Below are 20,990 nucleotides of genomic sequence, written 5' to 3' on the forward strand. Positions count from 1 at the left end.
TTCAGGAAAGCTTATGCTTCCACCACGCTTGCGCAGCGTGCGCAGAGGGTGGGATGTGCGGCGTGAGTGCCGATGTCTGCGGAATACTTCCAGCAGCGCTCGCACTTTTCGCCGGTAGCATGTGCAGCAGCAACGCCCAGACCCTCAACAGCGGAGGCGGAGCCACCCTCGCCCTTGACCAGCTCCACATGGGAGACGATCATCAGGTCAGCCAGCTCATCCATGGGAATACTGTTCAGCAGGTCATAGACGGCATCATTGCAGTACAGGGTAACGGAAGCTTCCAGAGAAGCACCGATGGTCTTTTCTGCACGGGCCTGCTCCAGCACCTTCTTGACCTCGTCACGGACAGCAATGAGCTGTGCCCACTTGGCCTTGAAGGCATCGTCTGCAGCGTACTGGCCTGCCTTGGGCATTGCCTCGAACACAACGTACTTGTTCATGCCTTCGGTCTTGGGCAGGAAGTCCCAGATCTCCTGGCTGGTGAAGCAGAGGATGGGGGCAATGATCTTGTCCAGTGCGACCAGGATCTTGTACATGGTGGTCTGGGCAGCCTTGCGGCCCACACCGTTGGTGCAGTACAGGCGGTCTTTCGTCACATCCAGGTAGAAGTTGGACATGGCAACAACGCAGAAGTTGTAGACGGCGTGATAGACCTTGTTGAAGTCATACACATCATAGCCTGCCTTGGCATTCACGATCAGGTCATCCAGAGCAGCCAGTGCCCAGCGGTCGATCTCCTGCAGCTGGTCATCTGCCACACAATCGGTGTTGGGGTCAAAGCCATCCAGATTGCCCAGAATGAAGCGGGCGGTGTTGCGGATCTTGCGGTAAGCCTCGCTCAGCTGCTTGAAGATATTCTTACCGGCGCGCACATCCACAGTGTAGTCGGAAGAAGCGACCCACAGGCGGATGATATCCGCACCGTAGTCCTTGATGATCTCGCTGGGCTCCACGCCGTTGCCGGCGCTCTTGTGCATCTGCTTGCCCTGCTCGTCCACGACCCAGCCGTGGCACAGAACGGACTTATAAGGTGCGCAGCCCTTGGCAGCCACGCTGGTCAGCAGGCTGGACTGGAACCAGCCGCGGAACTGGTCGCCGCCCTCCATATACATGTCGGCCGGGAAGCGCAGCTCCGGGCGCTCCTCCAGAACAGCAGCGTGGGTGGAACCGGAATCGAACCAGACATCCATGATGTCGGTATCCTTGGTCCACTCGGAAGCGCCGCACTTCTCGCAGACTTCGCCTGCGGGGATGATCTGCTCTGCCTCGTACTTGTACCAGGCATCGGAGCCTTCCTTGCGGAACAGCTCGCTGACAGCCTTGATGGTGGCATCGGTGATGTGGTAAGCGCCGCACTTCTTGCAGTAGAAAGCCGGGATGGGCACGCCCCAGGTACGCTGACGGCTGATGCACCAGTCGTTGCGGTCACGGACCATGCCCTTCATGCGGTCGTGGCCCCAGTCAGGCATCCACTTCACGGTGTCGATGGCCTTGTAGACATCGTCACGGAACTTGGCAACAGAGCAGAACCACTGCTCGGTGGCACGGAAGATGATGGGGTTGTGGCAGCGCCAGCAGTGGGGGTACTGATGCTTGATGTGCACCTGTCCCATGATGACACCGGCTTCGGTCAGGTCGGCCAGAATGGTCTTGTTGGCAGCCCAGACACGCTGACCTGCGTACTTACCGGCCAGCTCCGTCAGGCAGCCGCCGTCGTCCACGGGAACAGTGATGGGCACGTTGTACTTCTGAGAAACATTGAAGTCATCCACGCCGTGGCCGCCTGCGGTGTGGACGCAGCCGGAACCGCTTTCCAGCGTGACATGGTCACCCAGGATGACAGTACCCTCCTTGGGCAGGTAGACGTGATGATAGCGCATCAGCTCGAACTCAGCGCCGGAAACAGGCTCGCCCACGATCTCGTAGTTCTCAATATGGCAGGCATCCATCACGCTCTTGACCAGCTCGGTGGCCATGATATGGTACTCCTCGCCGATCTTGACAAAGGAATACTCAAAGGCACCGTTCAGGCAGATGGCCTCGTTGGCGGGCAGGGTCCAGGTGGTGGTGGTCCAGATCACGAAGTAGGTCTTATCCATCGGGATGCCGTGCTTTGCCAGCACACCGTTGGGATCCTGAGAAACGTGGAAGCGGACGAAGATGGAATCGCAGTCGTCCTCGCCGTACTCGATCTCTGCCTCAGCCAGAGCGGTGCGGCAGTCGGGGCACCAGTACACGGGCTTCAGGCCCTTGTAGATGTAGCCCTTCTTGGCCATCTCGCCAAAAATCTCGATCTGGCGGGCCTCGAACTCAGGCTTCAGGGTCAGGTAGGGGTGCTCAAAGTCACCGATAACGCCCAGACGCTTGAACTGGTCGCTCATAATGTCGATATGCTCGGTGGCAAACTTTTCGCAGATCTGGCGCAGCTCCAGCTTGGAGATGTCCTTCTTCTTCTCGCCCAGAGAGGACAGAGCCTTCAGCTCAATGGGCAGGCCGTGGGTATCAAAGCCGGGCACATAGGGAGCCTGGAAGCCCTCCATGTTCTTGTCGCGGATGATGATATCCTTGATGATCTTGTTCAGGGCGGTGCCCATGTGGATGTTGCCGTTTGCATACGGAGGGCCGTCGTGCAGGACAAACTTGGGCTTGCCATCGTTGTGCTTGATCAGGTTGTTGTACAGGTCGTTCTTCTCCCAATCCTCCAGCATGGCGGGCTCCTTCTTGGGCAGACCGGCACGCATCTCAAACAGAGTCTTGGGCAGATTCAGGGTACTATCGTACTGGGACTTATTCTTAGCCAATGGTTACACACTCCTCTAATTTACTAAAACGCTTTGGGATCACTCGCTGAACTTCACGCCCTTAAAAGCGGCGTAGTCCGGCGCTGCAGCCTCATCCTCGGCGGCAGGGGCCGGGGGCGGGTCGAGCTTGAGCTGGCTCTCGTCCTGTGCCCAGAACTCCTCGCTGGTCTTTTCATCCGCAGGAGCCTCGTCCTCAGCATCCACATCCGCTGCAGCGGGCTGTGCCTCGGCGATCTCCTCGGTCACAGCGGCGGCAGTGGTCTCGGCAGCTGCAGCCTCATCCTCGGCAGGAACATCCTCAGCGGGCTCTTCCTTCTGGAACTCCGGCAGACGGCTCAGAGACTCAACATGGCTGCGGTACAGGTTCAGCACATCGGACTTGAAGCGGGTCACTTCCAGCCGGACGCGGTCATACTCGCGCTCCTGGGCAAGCTTTTTCTCGTTTGCCTCGTTGATGATCTCATCCGCGCGGTCACTGGCTTTTTGCAGCAGCTCGTTGGCATCACGGATAATATCATCACCGCGCAGATTTGCGCGATGCAGGATCTCTTCCGACTTCTGGTTTGCCTCCCGGATGACATTCTCACCCATCCGCTGGGCATTGATCAGCGCGCTCTTGAGCATATCGCCGTCAGCCTCGTAGCTCTCCATTTCCTTGTGCAGACGCTGATTCTCGGCGGTCAGCTCAGCGATCTGGCGGCGCAGCTCCTCAGCCTGATCTTCATCCTGCTTCAGCTGCTCCTCTACTTTATCCAGGAAACGGTCCACCTCTTCGGTCCGGTAGCCGCGGATGTTCTTTTCAAACTGTGCAGCACGCACATCCTGCGGGGTCAGCATAGTGGTTTCCTCCCTTTTTATTCAATATTGAAAAAACTCGATGATCGATCGGTCTTTTTTGCTTTTTCCAGGCAGAGCCGTCAGGCCAAAGCGCCCCTTGCCGCGCACCGTGAACACATCACCCTCATACACCGGGGCGTGGGCGCTTTCGGCAGGCAGATGGTTGATCTCCACCCGGCCCGCCGCGATCCACTCACACGCCTGCCCGCGGCTGCAATGGAGCATGGCCGCAAGCACAGCGTCCAGCCGCAAAGAGGACACGGTGGCTGTCTGCGTTTTGCGCTCTGCCTGCGGGAATTCGGGTACCTCATCCAGCGAAAGCAGCGTGGTGGTGACCTCTGTCCGGCCCACCTGCAGCAGTTCCCGGCAGATGAGCTCCCCAGCCGTTTCCAGTGCAAAGACATAGGCAGTGCCCGGCGTATCGGCCGGGAGCACGATGTCTCCCAGCGCTTCCCGCCGCAGTTCCAGCCCCATCAGGCTGCCCAGATAATCCTTGTGGCCCGGCAGTGCCGCCCCGGAAAGGGTGCGGCAGGTCAGCTTCACACAGCACAGCGGGCTTGCAGGGTAGCAGCCCTCCGGCTCCAGGCAGAGCAGCTTCCGCTCTGCTCCGGGCCAGCCGCCCTCAAAGTGATAGTCGCTCTCCGGCACATCGGCACGGTTCAGCGCCGCGCGGGCCAGGTCCTGTTCCCTGTCGCTCAAAAAGCCGGAGTAGCGGGCAATGCCGCGTCCCTCGGCCGCGCGGGCCAGATCTTCTACATGCCGCATCAAAAAGCGCTCTTCATCGGTGCGGGCGGGCACAAAGCCCCGCACTGCCCTGGGAGCAGGATCAATAGAACGCGCCATTGTTCTCCAGCTCGTCCAGCAGATCGCCCATAATGTCCACGTTGTACGGGGTAATGATGAAGGTGCTGTTGGCAACGCGCTTGATCTGGCCGTTGTTGGCGTAAGCCACACCGGACAGGAAATCCACCAGACGGCGGGAAACTTCCTTGTTGGTAGACTCCAGATTCAGCACGACCGTGCGCTTGTTGTTCAGGTGGTCTGCAATGGTGCTGGCATCCTCAAAGCGCTCGGGCTTTACCAGAACGACCTTGAGCTGGGTGGTGGCGTGGATATTGACCACCTTGTTCTTCTTCTGGGCACCCTCCACCGGCTCTTCCTCTGCATCGTCCATGCCAACGCCGAGACCGCTGTTGTTGTTCACCATCTGGGGGCCGTCGTCGATGTACTGATCGTCGTAATCGTCCTCACCGCCGAAAAGGCCCTTTTTGAGACTATCCACGAAAGACATAGTATCTGCTCCTTTCATTCGGGCAGCCGCAGCTGCCTGGCGCCTTTTGCAAAAGAGATGCAAATAGCTTTTACTATTATCGGATTTTTTGCCGCAGATGTCAATAACTACAAAAGTTTTCCATCATACAAATTTTGTCCGGAGACAATAATCTCGTCATAAAGCCGAACCTGACTGACAGAACCAGCCGTTCCGCTGGGCAAAACGATGAGGTCATCACCGTCTGTGATCTGCGGGTGGGCATCGTCCACAGGGTCGATGCGGCAGAAGCGGGCCAGGTTGCCGTACTTCACATACACGCCTGGGATGTAGTTCTCACCCTGGCCCTCTGCCTCGGAGCCATCCTCCTTGAGGTAGTGCACCGCGGCAGCAGGCACCCGCAGGCCGGTGTTGCGTCCCACGATGATCTGGGCATCGGCACAGTTCAGCCGGAGCACATCGCCGTTGATGATCTCGCAGGAGAGGACAAAGCGGGCAATGTCGTTCTCCGCATCGATGTTCACCTCGCTGACCTTTGCCTTGAGGGGCGTTTCCACCTGACCGGGAAAGCGGATCTCAACACTCTTGGTCAAGGGCTTGCCGTCCCTGCCCAGCAGCTTTTCCGCCTGTTTGGCCGAGCACACCCCGGCATAGTACCAGGTAAAGCCTGAAACGATCTTTCCCGCGCAGCTGTCCAGCGCGATCTCCGGGGAGGATTCAACGTAAGCTTTCAGGTTGGCTGCATCCAGCGCAAGGATATCGGCAGAACCTGCGTTCAGCCGCCCGGAACTGGAGCTGCGGATGAAATAGCCCGTCTGCGGGGCCGTGATCTGGGACGGACTGCCCAGCTGGGACTGCACCGTGGCGGCCTGCTGGGTCAGCGCGGTGATCTGGTCGGAGAAACTGGCCACCTCGCCGGTGATGACCCAGAGCTTGTTCTGGGCCAGAATGTAGTTTTCCTTCTCCGCATCGGTATCCTCGTAGTCCCCTGCATCCAGCGAATCCATCAGATCGTACAGAGCGGCGGAACGGTTCTTGCGCAGGGATTCCAGCTGCACCGAAGTGGTGTTCTGGGAGCGCTGCAGCAGGTCGATCTGGTCATTGATCTGGGTCAACTGCTGGCGCAGAGAAGCCTGAGCTGCATCGCTGTAGATCTCAGCCACTGCTGTGCCTGCCGAAACACGTTCGCCGTCTGCCACCAGATATCCCAGCGTGCCGCCGCCCGCAACGTAGCTTTCCTCAAACAGGAGCACTCCTTCGGCATCCACGGTGTCCTCCACCGTAGCCAGCAGGGCGGTCTCGTAGGTATTGGGCGGAAACAGCACCTGCATTGCCTGATAGCCCACATACAATGCCGCCAGCAGCAAAAACACGATAACGACAGCGGCCAGCGTTTTCAGTGCGCCGGAGATGCCCTCGCGGTTTTCTTCCTGCATATCGCTCATCCTTTCGCTAAAAATTCATTTGTGAGACGTGCGGCCTGTTCCCGGACATCCGGGGCAGAGGCATCCAGCCAGCAGATACCCTCCATGTGGCGGAACCAGGTCAGCTGGCGCTTGGCATAGTTGCGGGAAGCCTGTTTCAGCTTCTCCACACAAGGGGCAAGCGCGCTCTCCCCCGCAAAGTAGGGGAAGAATTCTTTGTATCCGATGGCCTGGGCCGCCGTCTTATAAGTATCCCGGTGTTCCCACACATGTTTTGCCTCGTTCAGCAGATCCTGCTCCATCATCTGATCCACCCGCAGGTCGATGCGGCGGTAGAGCTGGGCGCGCTCCGGGAAATCCAGCCCAAGGATCAGAGAACGGTAGGGCTTTTCGGGCGGGAGTGAGTCTGCTTTCTGCTCACTGAGCTTTTTCCCGGTGGCACGGTAATGTTCCAGCGCCCGCAGCACCCGGACATGGTTGTTCGGGTGGATGGCCGCCGCCGCTTCGGGGTCCACCGCCTGCAGCTCCGCATACATGGCTTCCGGGCCTTTTTCATTCAGTTCTGCGGCCAGCTGTTCCCGCAAACCGTCCGGCGTTTTCTCAGCAGCAAAGCGGACACCATACAAAAAACTCTGGACATAGAGCCCGGTACCGCCCACGAGAATGGGCAGATGCCCTCTGCCGGAGATCTCATGCTCCAGCGCCCCGGCCAGCGCGGTGAAATCTGCCACGCTGAACGGTTCATCAGGTTGCAGGATATCCACCCCATGGTGCGGAATGCCGCGAGTCTCCTCGGGGGTCACCTTGGCGGTGCCCACATCAAGCCCTTTGTAGATCTGCATCGAATCGGCACTGATGATCTCACCGCCGAACTGCTCGGCCAGTGCAACACCCAGCGCGGTCTTGCCGGAAGCCGTGGGGCCGACCACGGCCAGCACCGGGTGCTTTTTGTTACACGATCCGTCCAAACTGCTTTTCCAGCTCCTTCCGGGTCAATTTAAGGACACAAGGCCGACCATGGGGGCAGAAGGGCGGTACCTCGCCCGAGAGGATCTTTTCGGCCAGTGCCATCAGCTCCTGCGGGGAGGTCTTATCCCCCGCCTTGATGGCCGCGCGGCAGGAGATGGAATGGAGCACCCACTCGGTCTTTTCGCTCAGGGCATCGCGGCTGCCCTTGGAGAGCTTATCCGCTAGCTCCACCAGCAGATCCTCGGCACTGCCCTGTTCCACATCCGCGGGCACAGAGCGCAGGAACACGCTGTTGCCGCCAAAGTCATCAATCTCCAGTCCTGCGCTTTCCAGCAGCTCAAGGTTGGAGAGGAGTGCAGTCTTTTCCTCCGCCGACAGCTCCACCACCAGCGGCTCCAGCAGCAGCTGGGCCGGAACATCTCCATAGTTTGCCGCCAGCTTCTCGAAAAGCTGGCGTTCGTGGGCGGCGTGCTTATCAATGATGCAGATCTCCTCCCCGCGCTCAGCGAGGATATAGGTCTTGAAGATCTCACCCACATAGCGCAGAGGGGCAGGGCCTTCCTGCACGTCAAAGCCCAGCTGTTCCGGCGTATCCTCGGCAGCAGAGGTCTGCTGCGGAGCTGGGGCGGCAGGCATTTCCTCCTTGGGGGCAGGATCCCATGCCGCCATGTGGTCCTGATGTTCGGGCAGATCCACGCCGTCCGGCTCAATGTCCAATGCACCTTCTCCCAGCGCTGCGGCAAAGGCGGGTGCTTCAGGCTCACTCTCCGTGGGAGCTGGTGCCGGGCTGTGCAGGGTGGCATCCTGCCGGATGGGCAGGCCCGATGCAACCGTTGTCCAGCTGTGCTCTGTCGGCTTTTCCTCGGCAGTGCCCGGCATGGGCAGGATATCCGGGTGGCTTGCAGGTGCCGGACGGGACGGCGGTGCTGCTGCCGGTGCCGGAGTGAAGCTCCGGAAGCTCCGCTGGGGCTGAGGGGTATGCTCATGGAGCGTTCCCGGCTCGGCTTGGCCCGGAATGATGGCAGAAAGCCCTGTAAAGTAATTCTTCTTTACATCATTTTCCGTCGCATTATCACTTGTTTCCGATTTGTTGGATTCCTTGTCCTTTTTATCCTCTTCAAAGGCGAAGCGCCGTTCTCCGGTGCCCGGTTGGGCCAGTGCCAGCTTGACAGCGTGATAAACGAGGTCAAAGATATCGTTTTCCCGGGCAAAGCGCACCTCAGTCTTGGCCGGGTGGACATTGACATCCACAAGGTCAGCGGGCATTTCCAGAAGCAAGATTCCTCCAGGGAACTTGCCCTGCATCGTGGTGCCTTTGAACGCTGTTTCCATGGCCGCCATCATGGTGCGGTTGCGGACATAGCGCCCATTGATGTAGAAATACTGCATACTTCGGCTGGCGCGGCAGCTCCTGGGCTGGGTGATGAGGCCCCACACCCGGTAGACCCCCTCCTGATTGTCCAGCTCCATGAGGTCACGGCTGAATTCCCGGCCCAGCACCGCGTAGGCGGCACTGCGCAGCTTGCCGTCACCGGGGGTGACATACTGCAGCTTACCCTCCCGGACAAACTTGAAGCTGACCTCGGGGTGGCTCAGGGCCACATGGGCCACGATATCCGCCACAAAGGTACCCTCGCTGGAATCCTTTTTGAGGAACTTCATCCGGGCCGGGGTGTTGTAGAACAGATCCTGCACCCGGATGGTAGTGCCCACGCCGCGTGCACCGGGCTCCAGCGGATAATCCTCGCCGCCCTCGATGCGGTAGACGGAGGCGCACTCGTCGTTCTCAGTACGGGTCAGTACTTCTACCCGCGCCACGCTGGCAATGGAAGCCAGCGCTTCTCCACGGAAGCCCAGGGTGTGGATATGATTCAGATCATCCTCCGTCCGGATCTTACTGGTGGCGTGGCGGATGAATGCCGTGGGGATATACTCTGCTTCAATGCCCGAACCGTTGTCGCTGATCTCGATCAGCTTCACGCCGCCTGATTCAATGGTCACGGTGATCTGGCTTGCCCCGGCATCAATGGCGTTTTCCAGCAGCTCCTTCACCACGGAAGCAGGCCGCTCCACCACCTCACCGGCTGCAATGAGCTCCGCCGTATGCTTGTCCAGAACATGGATGACTGCCATATTCGTTCCCTCCCCTGTTTTTTAGGATTTTTCAGGAAATCAGCCGTTCAGGCTGCCCTTCAAGGTCTTTTTCAGCTCGTACAGGAAATTCAGCGCTTCAATGGGGGTCAGCGTTTCCACATCCAGCGCATCCAGTTTTTCCAGCACCTCGCTGGGCACTGCGGGAGAGTTATACTCCTGCAGCGCGTCAAAGTCCATCTGCTCCACCTTGTTCTTGGGGGCAGTGGCTTCCAGTGCGCGCAGCACCTCGTGGGCGCGGCGGGTCACGGTGCCGGGCAGACCGGCCAGCTTTGCCACCTCGATGCCATAGCTGTCATCGGCAGGGCCGCGGACGATGCGGCGCAGGAAGGTGATATCCTCACCCCGCTTTTTCACCGCAATGTTGTAATTTTTCACGCCGCTGATGGTGCCCTCAAGGTCTGTCAGCTCGTGGTAATGGGTGGCAAAGAGGGTTTTGCAGCCCAGTCCCTTGGCAGGGTCGCTGATGTGCTCCACCACGGCGCGGGCAATGCTCATACCGTCAAAGGTAGACGTGCCGCGCCCGATCTCATCCAGCACCACCAGACTGCGGGAGGTAGCGTTCTTCAGGATTTCTGCCACCTCGGTCATCTCCACCATAAAGGTGGACTGACCTGCCGAAAGGTCATCCGACGCGCCGATGCGGGTAAAGATGGCATCCACTACACCCACATGGCACTCTCTGGCCGGAACAAAGGAACCGATCTGTGCCATCAGGGCAATCAGCGCATTCTGGCGCATATAGGTCGATTTGCCCGCCATGTTAGGGCCGGTGATGATGAGGCAGCGATCTTCGCCGCAGTTCAGAGTGGTATCGTTGGGTACGAACAGACTGCCCTTGAGCATCTGCTCCACCACAGGGTGGCGGCCCTCCACGATGGTCAGCTGGTCGCTCTCATCCACAGTGGGGCGGCAGTAGTTGTTTTCTGCTGCCACCTGAGCCAGAGCGGCCAGCACGTCCAGCTCTGCCACGGCGTTGGCTGTACGCTGGATGCGGTCGAGCTGGGCACCAATGCTTTCCAGCAGCTCATTGAACAGCCGGTGTTCCAGAGCGATCAGCCGCTCGTGAGCACCCAGGATCTTATTTTCCAGCTCCTTGAGCTCCTGTGTGATGTAGCGTTCGCCGGTGGTCAGGGTCTGCTTGCGGATGTAGCTCTCCGGCACCTGTGCCTTATAAGAGTTGCTGACCTCAATGAAATAGCCAAACACATGGTTATAGCCGATCTTCAGCTTGGGGATGCCGGTCTCCTGCCGCAGGCGGGTCTCGAGCTGAGCCAGCACGCCCTTGGTGTTATCGCGGATGGAACGCAGCTCGTCCACCTCGGGGTGGTAGCCCTTGGCAATGACACCACCATCCTTCAGGGTAGAGGGTGCGTCAGGGTCCACAGCAGCATAGATCTTGTCCTTGATATCGCTCAGCGGGTCGATCCTGGAGACGATCTCGCTGAGTTCGGCGCAGCCGCAGCTCTCGGCCTGCTGGCGCAGGCTGGGCAGGCGCTCACAGGTCTGCGCCATGGCATAGATCTCTTTGGGCGTGGCCGAGCCGTAGACCGTGCGGGTCATCATACGCTCCAGATCAGCGATGTAATGCAGTTCTTCGATCAGATCGCCGCGCTGTACGGTCTGGTTGACCAGGCTTTCCACAGCATCCAGACGGTGGTTGATGGCATCGCTGGAAAGCAGCGGCTGCTCGATCCAGGTGCGGAGCAGCCGCTTGCCCATGGCAGTGCTGGTCTTGTCCAGCACCCAGAGCAGGGTTCCCCGCTTCTCGCGGCCCCGCAGGGTCTCGGTGAGTTCAAGGTTGGCCCGCGTCACCGGCGAAAGCTGCATATACTGGGCTTCATTGTAGCTGATGACGGTCTTCAGGCGCTCCACACCTTTGATCTGGGTGGTGTGCAGGTATTCCAGAAGTGCGGCCATGGCAAACCGCACCAGACCTTTTTTATCAATAGAGGTCGTCTCATCCCAATTGCGGCCAAACTGATTTTCCAGCGAGATGGCCACAAGGCCCGGGGCGTAGCGCTCCTCTTCCACCAGCTCCACAGAGCAGGTCATGTTCTTTTTGATATAGCCGGTCAGCTCACGGCAGTCCAGCATTCCGGGGTTCATCAGTACCTCGCTGGGATGGTAACGGCAGAGCTCCGCGATCACGGCAGGCACGATCTTCTCCCGTTTCAGCTCGGTGATGTGGGCCGTGCCGGTGGAAACATCGGCAAAACAGATGCCCGCCGCGTTCCCTTTCAGAAAAATGCTTGCAATGTAGTTGTTTTTGTCATCCTGCAGCATACTGCTTTCGATGACAGTGCCCGGCGTGACCACCCGGATGATATCGCGCTTGACCAGTCCCTTTGCCTTGGACGGGTCCTCCATCTGCTCACAGATCGCCACTTTGTATCCCTTGGCGATCAGGCGGGCCACATAGCCCTCGTAGCTGTGGAAGGGCACGCCGCACATGGGGGCACGCTCTTCCATGCCGCACTGCTTGCCCGTCAGGGTCAGGTCCAGCTCCCGGGAGGCGGTCAGTGCATCGTCAAAGAACATCTCGTAAAAGTCGCCAATGCGGTAAAACAGGATCTCGTCCTTATACTGCTTCTTGATGTCCATATACTGCTGCATCATGGGCGACAGTTCTGCCATAATCGTTCACCTTTCCTGCGGGCTATGCCGCTTTGCTTCTTTCCGTCGGTTTGCAGTAAGTAACTGCGAATGGAAGGAAAACGCGGCCTGCGATTTGCAGCCGCGTTCTCATTTTACCTGTTAGTGGCAGCCTCCGCAGGTGGAGCAGCTGCCGGTGCAGGATTCGCTGGGCTCCTGCACGGTCATGGGGTCGCCGCCGTTCATTGCGGTGTTGATGATAGCATCAATGTAGTTGACCAGGTTCTCGCAGTCGCGCTTTGCCTCGTTGTAAGCAGTCATACCCTCGTCAGCCATGATCTTGCCGTACAAGTCGTTGACTTTTGTGTTCAGCTCGGCGATGCGCTCATCACTGCGCTCGCTCTTGCTGATCTCGTTGTTCAGATCCATGCGGGCCAGATTGAACTCCCCGATGAGATTCTGCAGCTCCTCATCCTTGTCGTTTGCCTTGCGGGCCTGATCCAGAGCCAGGTAACGGGGGTCAGTCTGCAGTGCCATGGCGGCGCGCTTGAACAGATCGATGCAATCCATAATCAAAAATCTCCTTTGATGTGTTTGTTTTTATAGTTACATTATCATTGGGGCCGGTGTGCCCCGGGATCACGTTTCCAGTTCGCCCAGCAGGACGGTGGCGCGGGCACCGGTCAGGTGCACCTGTGCGTAGCTGCCCATCAGAGCGGGGTCAGCGGCAAACTCCACGGTCAGGTTGTTGTCCAACCGGCCGGAGAGGGTGCCATCACTGCGGCCATAGCCTTCCACCAGCACCCGGACAGTCTGGCCCACCTGCTGCCGGACCAGATCCATTGCGATCTCGTCCTGCACCTTGAGCAGGCGGGTCATCCGGTCGGTTTTCTCCGCGCGAGGGGTGGGATCAGGCATTTCGGCAGCCTTGGTGCCGGTGCGCTTGGAGTAGATAAAGGTGAACAGCTGCATGTAGCCGACTTTCTTCACAAGTTCCAGCGTGTCCTGGAAATCCTCCTCCGTTTCCCCGGGGAAGCCCACGATGATATCGCTGGAGAAGGTGATACCGGGTACCTTTTCGCGGGCGTACTCGATCAATTCCATGTACTGCCCGATGGTATAATGGCGGTTCATCTTTTTCAACAATTCATCCGAGCCGCACTGCACCGGCAGGTGCAGGTGTTTGCACAGGTGGGGCTGGGCCGCAATGGTATCGATCAGCTTGTGGCTGGCATCCTTCGGGTGGCTGGTCATAAAGCGGATCTGGTAATCGCCGGGCACAGCGCAGAGCAGATTGAGCAGATCAGCAAAATCCACCTGTTCTTCCAGGCCCTTTCCGTAGCTGTTCACGTTCTGGCCCAGCAGAGTGATCTCCTTGTATCCGGCTTCCACCAGCCCCCGGAACTCCGCCAGGATATCGCCGGGCTTGCGGCTCTTCTCACGGCCCCGCACATAAGGTACGATGCAGTAGGTGCAGAAATTGTCGCAGCCATACATGATGGGCAGCCAGGCGCGGAACTCACTCTCGCGCCGGATGGGGATGTTCTCCACGATGACCGGGCGCTGGGCAGGCTCCATCAGCACGCGCTTATGCTTCTGCAGCTTCTGAGCAATGAGCTGGGGCAGCGTATCGATGCCATCCACACCAAAGACCAGATCAACATAGGGATAGCTCTTGCGCAGCTTTTCTACCACATGTTTCTGGTTGGCCATGCAGCCGCACAGGCCGATCATCAGGCCGCGCTTTTTCTCCTTCAGGCCCTTCAGTGCACCCACATTGCCGAACACGCGCTGCTCGGCGTGCTCCCGCACGGCGCAGGTGTTGAAGAGGATGAGGTCTGCATCCTCGGGCTTATCGCACAGGCCGTAGCCGATATCCACCAGCACGCCCTTGATGCGCTCGCCATCGTTGACGTTCTGCTGACAGCCATAGCTGTGTACAAAGGCCAGCGGCGGGGTGTCGTAAGCCGCACGCACCAGCTCCGCAGCCGTTTCGTTGTGTTCAAAGTTAATGTATTCCAATAAAAACCATCCTTATTTTTCAAAAGCTCTTTTTAGTATACCCTCTTTCTGCCATAAGGGCAAGTGGGAAACCGCAAATTTCAGAATCCTTCGGGGTAATTCAGCCTTCTGCCTGCTTTTTGGCGCATGCTTCACACAGGCCGAACAGCACCACAGCGCAGTCCTGCACCACAACATCCTTCTGGCGGCGCACCAGCCTCATCACCTGTTTCTCGTCCACATCGGCATCCACCACGCCGCCGCAGGCCGTGCAGTAGAGGTGGCTATGCCAGCACAAGGTGTGATCAAAACGATCCGCCCTGCCCGGAATGGACACCCGGCGCACCCTGCCTGCCTCCACCAGACTGTTCAGGTTGCGGTAGACAGTGCCCAGGCTCAGGCCCGGGCACTCCGGGGCCGCCTTATCAAAGATCTCTTCGGCGGTGGGGTGGTCGCAAAGCTGCTCCACGGTGCGCAGCACCAGCTCCCGCTGTTTGGAATAACGCATCTTCCTCTCTCCTTCTCTTCCCTTTATACGTTCTCTTCGCCCTTGATCCGCGCCCAATATGCGCGGGAGGCCTGCTCATTCTTGTTTTCCCCAAAGGTGTAGTATTTTGTATTCTTGAGCACATCCGGCAGATACTGCTGCTCGACCCAGTGGTTGGGGTAATCGTGGGCATACTTGTAATTCTGGCCCTTTACCAGCGCATCCTCGCCGTCATAGTGCTTGTTCTGCAGCTGGCGGGGAATGGGCCCGGTGCGACCCGCCTGCACATCCGCAATGGCGGCGTTGATGGCATCGTGGGCGCTGTTGGATTTTGGGCTGGTTGCCACCAGCACAACTGCATCCGCCAGGGCCAGCCGCGCTTCGGGCAGGCCCACCGCGTTGGCGATATCCACCGCCGCCTTGACGATGGGGATGATCTGCGGGTAGGCAAGGCCCACATCCTCGCAGGCGCACACCATAAGCCGACGGCAGGCCGAGGGCAGATCCCCGGCTTCCAGCAGCCGGGCCAGATAGTGGAGCGCTGCATCCGGGTCGGAGCCGCGCATGGATTTCTGGTAAGCCGACACGATATCATAGTGGTCATCGCCGTCCCGGTCGTACCGCATGGCAGTGCGGCGGGTGACCTGCTGGATCATATCCAGCGTGATGTGTTTTCCCTCCGGTTCGGGAGCCGCCGCCGTCACTGCAAAATCAAGGCAGCCCAGTGCCTTGCGCAAATCACCGCCCGCGCTCTCGGCAAGATAGGCACAGGCATCGTCCTCCATCCGGATGGGCGTACCCTCGCTCTCTGAAAGCTTTTTCAGGGCGTTCCGCAGCCCCTGCTCCACATCCGCAGCTGTCAGCGATTTAAATTCAAACACAGTGCAGCGGGAAAGCAATGCATTATAGATGTAAAAATAAGGGTTCTCAGTGGTGGAGGCGATCAGGGTCACCGTGCCGTCCTCAATGCACTCCAACAGGCTTTGCTGCTGCTTCTTGTTCAGATACTGGATCTCATCGAGGTACAGTAGGATGCCCCCCGCCCCGGCCAGTGTGCCGATATCCTTGAGCACTGCCTTGATATCCCCCGTGCCGCAGGAAGTTCCGTTGAGCTTGTGCAGCGTCATGCCGCTGTTCTCGGCAATGATGCGGGCCACGGTGGTCTTGCCGGTGCCGGACGGGCCGTAAAAGATCATGTTGGGGATGCGGCCGCTCTCGATGGTGCGGCGGAACACCCGCCCCGGGGCCAGCAGATGCTGCTGGCCGCAGACTTCGGCCAGCGTTTTGGGGCGCATACGCTGCGCCAGCGGTTCATTCATCGGGCGTTCCCTCCTGTACTGCCCTGCTGTTCTGCATGGGCCTTATATAGAAATAGTATACCTCATTTTTACACGAACAGCAAGAGCAATAATGAAAATCATTCTCAGATGGATGTCACAAACCCCATTTACAAAAAAGTCGAAACATGCTATTATCATAGTACATTTACGGGAAACGAGGGGTTCAGATGAAGAAAGCCGCTGCGGCAGAAGATCTTTCTGCCAAAAAGGAGCTGGCGCTCCAGGTCATCGACCGGCTGAAAACAGAATATCCGGATGCAGCCTGCACGCTGGATTACGACCACGCCTGGCAGCTGCTGGTCAGCGTCCGGCTGGCGGCTCAGTGCACCGATGCCCGGGTAAACATTGTGGTACAGGACTTGTTTGCAAAATACCCCAATGTAGCAGCGTTGGCTGCGGCAGAGCCCGATGAGATCGAAGCCATTGTCAAGCCCTGTGGGCTGGGCCGCAGCAAGGCCCGGGATATCTCGGCCTGTATGCGGGTGCTGCGGGATAAATACAACTGCAAAGTGCCCACCACCTTTGAAGAGCTGCTGGCACTGCCCGGCGTGGGCCGCAAGAGCGCCAACCTGATCATGGGCGATGTGTTCTGCAAACCCGCCATCGTCACAGATACCCACTGCATCCGGCTGTGCAATAAAATCGGGCTGGTGGATGGCATCAAGGAGCCGCAGAAGGTGGAGATGGCCCTGTGGAAGATCATTCCGCCGGAGGAAGGCAGTGACCTGTGCCACCGCTTTGTGATGCACGGCCGTGCTGTCTGCAACGCCCGCAAACCCGAATGTGAAAAGTGCTGTCTGAACGACATCTGCCGGTACGCGGCAGAAAATGCCATTCCTACAAAAGAAACCAAGGAGGCTTCTGTATGATCACATTATCTATCCTGATTGTTCTTGCCCTGATCTGCGCTCTGGTGGGCGTGCTGATGGGCCTGTTCTCTCTGATCGGCCTACTGGCTTCCCTGCTCGTGGGCGTGCTGGTAGGCGCTCTGGCCGGTCACATCGCCAACCGCTTTATGGGTACCCAGACTTCCACCGGCCGCAACATTGTGCTGGGTATTCTGGGCAGCTTTGTGGGTGAGTTCCTGTTCGGTCTCATCGGCATCCATGCCACCGGCAGCATCAGCTCCTTTGTTATCTCGGTACTGGGTGCCTGCGTCTGCATCTGGGTGGATAACCGACTGTTCCACGATCGTTGACCGGTTTTCTCTGGTTGTTTGTCTTTGCTCTCCCCTCCGGGAGAGCTTTTTTATTTTCAGCCCCTTGACAGTTATATCGAGAAACGATATAATATATCCATGATATATCGCATAGCGATACAAAGCGAGGTGATATAATGGAAAATCCGGCACTGACGGAAACCACCTACTACATCCTGCTTTCCCTCTATCATCCGCGGCATGGCTACGGCATCATGCAGGAGACCCAGCAGCTCTCCGGCGGAAGGGTACGGCTGGCTGCCGGAACCCTGTACGGTGCCCTGAATGCCCTGTGCGAAAAGGGGTGGATCTCTCCCCTGCCCATGGAAAGCGGAAGCCGCAAAAAAGAATACCAATTGACCTCCGCCGGGCTGAAGGTGCTCAAACAGGAGCTGGTCCGACTGGAGGAGCTTGCTGCCAATGGCCGCGCCATTTTACAGGAGGAACAGGTATGAGTGAAACAAAAACGCTGCATCGGAATTTCTGGGTCTGGGAATTTGAAAAAGAAGAACGCTGGCTCAACGAAATGGCGCAGGAGGGCTGGGCCCTGCAGAATGCCGGGTTCTGCACCTACACCTTTGAAAAGACGGAACCCGGCCAGTACATCATCCGGCTTGCCATGCTGGACAGTTCCCCGGATTTTAAAAGTTTCATGGAAGAGTTGGAAGCACAGAGCGTTGGGCATTGCTTCAGCTGGGGATATTTCCGCCGCAGCGCCCAGCTAGGTTCCTTTGATATGTTTTCGGATGTGGATTCTCGTATCTCCCACCTGAACAAAATTGGACAGATGGTGAGGCTGCTCTGTCTGGCAAACCTTCTCATCGGCGTTACCAACACCTTCAGCGGTGCATCGCTGGCATGGCTGAACCTGCTTTGCGCCACATTTTTGGCCTACGGGCTGGGACGTATCAGCAGCAAACGAGAGAGTCTGGTGGAAGAACGTCAGCTCCACGAGTGATTTTTTCTCCTTGATGCGCAGGATCTTCAGAGTTTTCAAAAAGTTCATTTTTACCCGCTTGCATTCCGATGCAGGCGGGTATATTATTGTCATCAGCAAATAATTATCATGTGTTAAGTATTTGTATCTGTTAAGTGATAAGGAGGGATCGTATGCCGCAGAAGAGCGCACCGGAACTGTTCGCCTTGGTCCATTATCTGCATCGGCTGAGCACAGAAGGCAAACGCGGTGCCAAAATGGCACTGGAAAGCTGCCCCAAGTGTCATTTCATCATGCTGGAAGGCGTGCTGATGACCATTGAAGAGCATGGCCAGAACGGCTCTATCTATGTTTCTGATCTGGCCGCCGCTGTCAAACAGCCCCTGCCCGCTGTTTCCCGCGCGCTGCGCCAGCTGGAGCAGGATGGACTTATTGAGCGGATCACAGACCCCAATGACCGCCGCAAAACGCTGGTGCGCCCCACGGAAAAGGGGCTGGATGCCAGCCGCCAGGTCGAAACTGCCATCAGCCGTTACTTTGAGCGGGTCATCTGCCGCATCCCGGAAGAGCAGCGGGAGCAGCTGTTCTCCCTGACCGGTGTGCTGCTGGAGGCTGTGGAAGCGGAAAATGCGGAGCAACAAGCAAACTTGAAGGGAGAAAACGAAAATGGGTAAAATTTTCAAGCAGCTGGCCCGCCACTGGGCCGCCTGCCTTGCCGTGGTGGCTCTGCTGTTCGTGCAGGCCTACTGCGACCTTTCCCTGCCGGATTACACGAGCAAGATCGTAGACACCGGCATCCAGCAGGGCGGCATTGAAAGCCCCCTGCCGGAGACTGTGCGCCAAAGCACACTGGATGCCCTCTCGCTTTTGATGAGCGAAGAGGATGCAGACGCGCTGCAGAATGCCTACGGATATTATCTTCAGGACGACGGTGTTCTGAAGCTCCGCAGTGACCTGACCGATGCCGAGCGCACGGCTCTGGAGGAGGCCGTCACCACACCGGATATCGTGCTGTATATGGCGGCGGCGCAGAATGCCAATGCCCCTGCCGGGCAGAACGCTGCCGCCATGGCTCCGCTGTCCGGCTACCAGAGCGAAGAGGAGACGGCCGGGGCTGAAGCAGAAACCATGACCGCTGCTCCCACGGCGGAGGATCTGGATGCCGTTTGTGGCCAGTTCACAGCCCTGGCCCAGATGCCCGGTTTTTCCCGGGAAATGATCCAGCAGCAGCTGGCCAGCGCCATGGAACAGGTGGACGAGACCACCCTTTCCAGCATGGCAAGTCAGGCCACCCTGCTGGTCAGCCTGGAATATGAGGCACAGGGCGTTTCCCATGATGTACAGATGGCCTACCTCTTCCGTGTGGGCGGCCAGATGCTGGCCCTGACCCTGCTGATGGTGGTCGTTGCCATTCTGGTGGGCCTGATCGCCTCCCGCGTTTCGGCTTCCATCGGCCGGGAGCTGCGCAGAGAGACCTTCTCCTCGGTCATCCACTTTTCCAACGCGGAGATCGAGAATTTCTCCACCGCTTCCCTGATCACCCGCACCACCAACGATATCCAGCAGGTGCAGTTCACCTGTGTCATCCTGCTGCGCATGGTGGCCTACGCTCCCATTCTGGGCATCGGCGGCGTGATGCACGTCACACAGGGCAACACCGGCCTTGCCTGGATCATCGTGCTGGACGTGGCCGCTCTGCTTCTGCTCATCACGGTTCTGATGAGCATCGCCATGCCCAAGTTCAAGATCATGCAGACGCTGGTGGACAAGCTGAACCTCGTCAGCCGCGAGATCCTGACCGGCGTGATGCCGGTGCGTGCATTCAGCCGCGAATCCTTTGAGGAAAAGCGTTTTGATGCTGCCAGCCGGGAGCTGATGGGCACCCAGCTGTTCACCAACCGCGCCATGGTGGCCATGATGCCCTTTATGACCCTGATTATGAACGGAACCAGCCTGCTCATCGTCTGGTTCGGCGGCAAGGCCATGGATGCCGGAAACATGCAGGTAGGCGAGATGATCGCATTCATCACCTACACCATGCAGATTGTCATGTCCTTCCTGATGCTGGCCATGGTGGCCGTGATGCTTCCCCGTGCCGGTGTGGCTGCTGACCGTATCGACGAGGTCTGCCGCACCAAGGCTTCCATCCATGATCCCGACGCTGCCACCGCAAAGCCCGCCCTCGAAAAGAAGGACTGGGATGGCGTGGTTCGGTTCGAGGATGTCAGCTTCCGCTTCCCCGGTGCCGACAGCGACGCGCTGGAGCACATCAGCTTTACCGCAAATCCCGGCGAGACCACAGCCATCATCGGCTCCACCGGCTGCGGCAAATCCAGCCTGCTCAACCTCATCCCCCGCTTTTATGATGTCACCGGCGGCCGCGTGACCATCGACGGCATCGATGTGCGGGAGATGCCGCAGGAGCAGCTCCACAGCCTTTTGGGCTATGTGCCCCAGAAGGGCGTTCTGTTTAGCGGCACCATCGAGAGCAACCTGAAATTCGGCGGTGCGCAGATCACCGATGCGGGCATGAAGAAGGCGGCTTCCATCGCACAGGCCACCGAGTTCATCGACGCAAAGCCCGAGGGCTATGCAAGCCCCATTGCACAGGGCGGCTCCAATGTATCCGGCGGCCAGAAGCAGCGACTCTCCATCGCCCGTGCCATTGCCAAGGATCCGAAGATCTATCTGTTCGACGACAGCTTCTCTGCCCTTGACTACAAGACGGATGTCACCCTGCGCCGTGCGCTGAAGGAAGAGACTGACAACGCCACCGTGATCATCGTGGCCCAGCGCATTTCCACCGTCCTCCACGCCAATCAGATCCTGGTGCTGGACGACGGCAGGCTGGTGGGCAAGGGCACTCACGCGCAGCTCATGGCCAACTGCCCTGAATATCAGGAGATTGCCAGGAGCCAGCTGAGCCAGAAGGAGCTCAACCTGCAAGACCTGAACACCGGAAAGGAGGATGAGTGAT

Annotated in this window: 18 protein-coding genes; 6 read left to right on the forward strand and 12 right to left on the reverse strand. The window is 58.5% G+C overall.

What is annotated here, in order from left to right; genetic code table 11:
• Positions 1 to 11 precede the first annotated feature (11 nt).
• The 12 genes from ileS to P0G09_RS03535 form a co-directional block, all read right to left on the reverse strand.
• Positions 12 to 2,804, reverse strand: coding sequence for an isoleucine--tRNA ligase (gene ileS, locus P0G09_RS03480; RefSeq protein ID WP_005934370.1), 2,793 nt, complete (start codon positions 2,802 to 2,804; stop codon positions 12 to 14).
• A 39-nt stretch (positions 2,805 to 2,843) separates the two neighbouring features.
• Entirely contained in the window at positions 2,844 to 3,641 is a 798-nt protein-coding gene (locus tag P0G09_RS03485) for a DivIVA domain-containing protein (RefSeq protein WP_275251936.1), read from the reverse strand.
• A gap of 21 nt (positions 3,642 to 3,662) precedes the next feature.
• The gene (locus P0G09_RS03490; protein ID WP_275251937.1) at positions 3,663 to 4,484 is read right to left on the reverse strand and encodes a S4 domain-containing protein; all 822 of its coding nucleotides are present in this window, start codon (positions 4,482 to 4,484) and stop codon (positions 3,663 to 3,665) included.
• Entirely contained in the window at positions 4,468 to 4,932 is a 465-nt protein-coding gene (locus tag P0G09_RS03495; RefSeq protein ID WP_035394461.1) for a cell division protein SepF, read from the reverse strand. Before P0G09_RS03495 ends, P0G09_RS03490 begins: the two co-directional genes overlap by 17 nt.
• 107 nt (positions 4,933 to 5,039) lie before the next feature.
• Positions 5,040 to 6,347: an HlyD family efflux transporter periplasmic adaptor subunit gene (locus P0G09_RS03500; protein ID WP_275251938.1), complete on the reverse strand. Its 1,308-nt coding sequence runs from the start codon at positions 6,345 to 6,347 to the stop codon at positions 5,040 to 5,042.
• 5 nt (positions 6,348 to 6,352) lie between these two features.
• A complete protein-coding gene (gene miaA / locus P0G09_RS03505; protein ID WP_275251955.1) occupies positions 6,353 to 7,273 on the reverse strand; it encodes a tRNA (adenosine(37)-N6)-dimethylallyltransferase MiaA in 921 nt (306 codons plus the stop codon).
• Positions 7,274 to 7,286: 13 nt separating this feature from the next.
• A complete protein-coding gene (mutL, locus tag P0G09_RS03510) occupies positions 7,287 to 9,437 on the reverse strand; it encodes a DNA mismatch repair endonuclease MutL (protein ID WP_275251939.1) in 2,151 nt (716 codons plus the stop codon).
• A 39-nt stretch (positions 9,438 to 9,476) separates the two neighbouring features.
• Entirely contained in the window at positions 9,477 to 12,092 is a 2,616-nt protein-coding gene (mutS, locus tag P0G09_RS03515) for a DNA mismatch repair protein MutS (protein WP_097771180.1), read from the reverse strand.
• A gap of 120 nt (positions 12,093 to 12,212) precedes the next feature.
• The gene (locus tag P0G09_RS03520) at positions 12,213 to 12,620 is read right to left on the reverse strand and encodes a YlbF family regulator (RefSeq protein ID WP_005934385.1); all 408 of its coding nucleotides are present in this window, start codon (positions 12,618 to 12,620) and stop codon (positions 12,213 to 12,215) included.
• A gap of 69 nt (positions 12,621 to 12,689) precedes the next feature.
• Entirely contained in the window at positions 12,690 to 14,072 is a 1,383-nt protein-coding gene (miaB, locus tag P0G09_RS03525; RefSeq protein WP_275251940.1) for a tRNA (N6-isopentenyl adenosine(37)-C2)-methylthiotransferase MiaB, read from the reverse strand.
• 100 nt (positions 14,073 to 14,172) lie between these two features.
• Positions 14,173 to 14,559, reverse strand: a complete 387-nt coding sequence (locus P0G09_RS03530) for a transcriptional repressor (RefSeq protein ID WP_005934387.1) — start codon at positions 14,557 to 14,559, stop codon at positions 14,173 to 14,175.
• Between the two features lie 23 nt (positions 14,560 to 14,582).
• Positions 14,583 to 15,857 carry a replication-associated recombination protein A gene (locus P0G09_RS03535; protein ID WP_005934388.1) on the reverse strand — a complete coding sequence of 425 codons (1,275 nt, stop codon included), beginning with the start codon at positions 15,855 to 15,857 and terminating at the stop codon, positions 14,583 to 14,585.
• A gap of 188 nt (positions 15,858 to 16,045) precedes the next feature.
• On the opposite strand from P0G09_RS03535, the gene nth reads away from it, so the two are divergent.
• From nth to P0G09_RS03565, 6 genes are all read left to right on the forward strand, one after another.
• Complete coding sequence (nth, locus tag P0G09_RS03540) at positions 16,046 to 16,747, forward strand: endonuclease III (protein WP_156058155.1); 702 nt, start codon at positions 16,046 to 16,048, stop codon at positions 16,745 to 16,747.
• Positions 16,744 to 17,076, forward strand: a complete 333-nt coding sequence (locus tag P0G09_RS03545; protein ID WP_005934393.1) for a GlsB/YeaQ/YmgE family stress response membrane protein — start codon at positions 16,744 to 16,746, stop codon at positions 17,074 to 17,076. The genes nth and P0G09_RS03545 overlap by 4 nt, the downstream gene beginning before the upstream one ends.
• A 137-nt stretch (positions 17,077 to 17,213) precedes the next feature.
• A complete protein-coding gene (locus P0G09_RS03550) occupies positions 17,214 to 17,531 on the forward strand; it encodes a helix-turn-helix transcriptional regulator (protein WP_117534147.1) in 318 nt (105 codons plus the stop codon).
• Positions 17,528 to 18,034, forward strand: a complete 507-nt coding sequence (locus tag P0G09_RS03555; protein ID WP_275251941.1) for a DUF2812 domain-containing protein — start codon at positions 17,528 to 17,530, stop codon at positions 18,032 to 18,034. The genes P0G09_RS03550 and P0G09_RS03555 overlap by 4 nt, the downstream gene beginning before the upstream one ends.
• A 152-nt stretch (positions 18,035 to 18,186) precedes the next feature.
• Positions 18,187 to 18,687, forward strand: a complete 501-nt coding sequence (locus P0G09_RS03560) for a MarR family transcriptional regulator (RefSeq protein WP_275251942.1) — start codon at positions 18,187 to 18,189, stop codon at positions 18,685 to 18,687.
• Positions 18,680 to 20,989: an ABC transporter ATP-binding protein gene (locus tag P0G09_RS03565; RefSeq protein WP_275251943.1), complete on the forward strand. Its 2,310-nt coding sequence runs from the start codon at positions 18,680 to 18,682 to the stop codon at positions 20,987 to 20,989. Before P0G09_RS03560 ends, P0G09_RS03565 begins: the two co-directional genes overlap by 8 nt.
• The last annotated feature ends 1 nt before the right edge of the window (position 20,990 follow it).

Origin of the sequence: Faecalibacterium sp. DFI.5.82, assembly GCF_029076575.1 — a bacterium.
In the GTDB taxonomy this organism is placed as follows: domain Bacteria; phylum Bacillota; class Clostridia; order Oscillospirales; family Ruminococcaceae; genus Faecalibacterium; species Faecalibacterium duncaniae.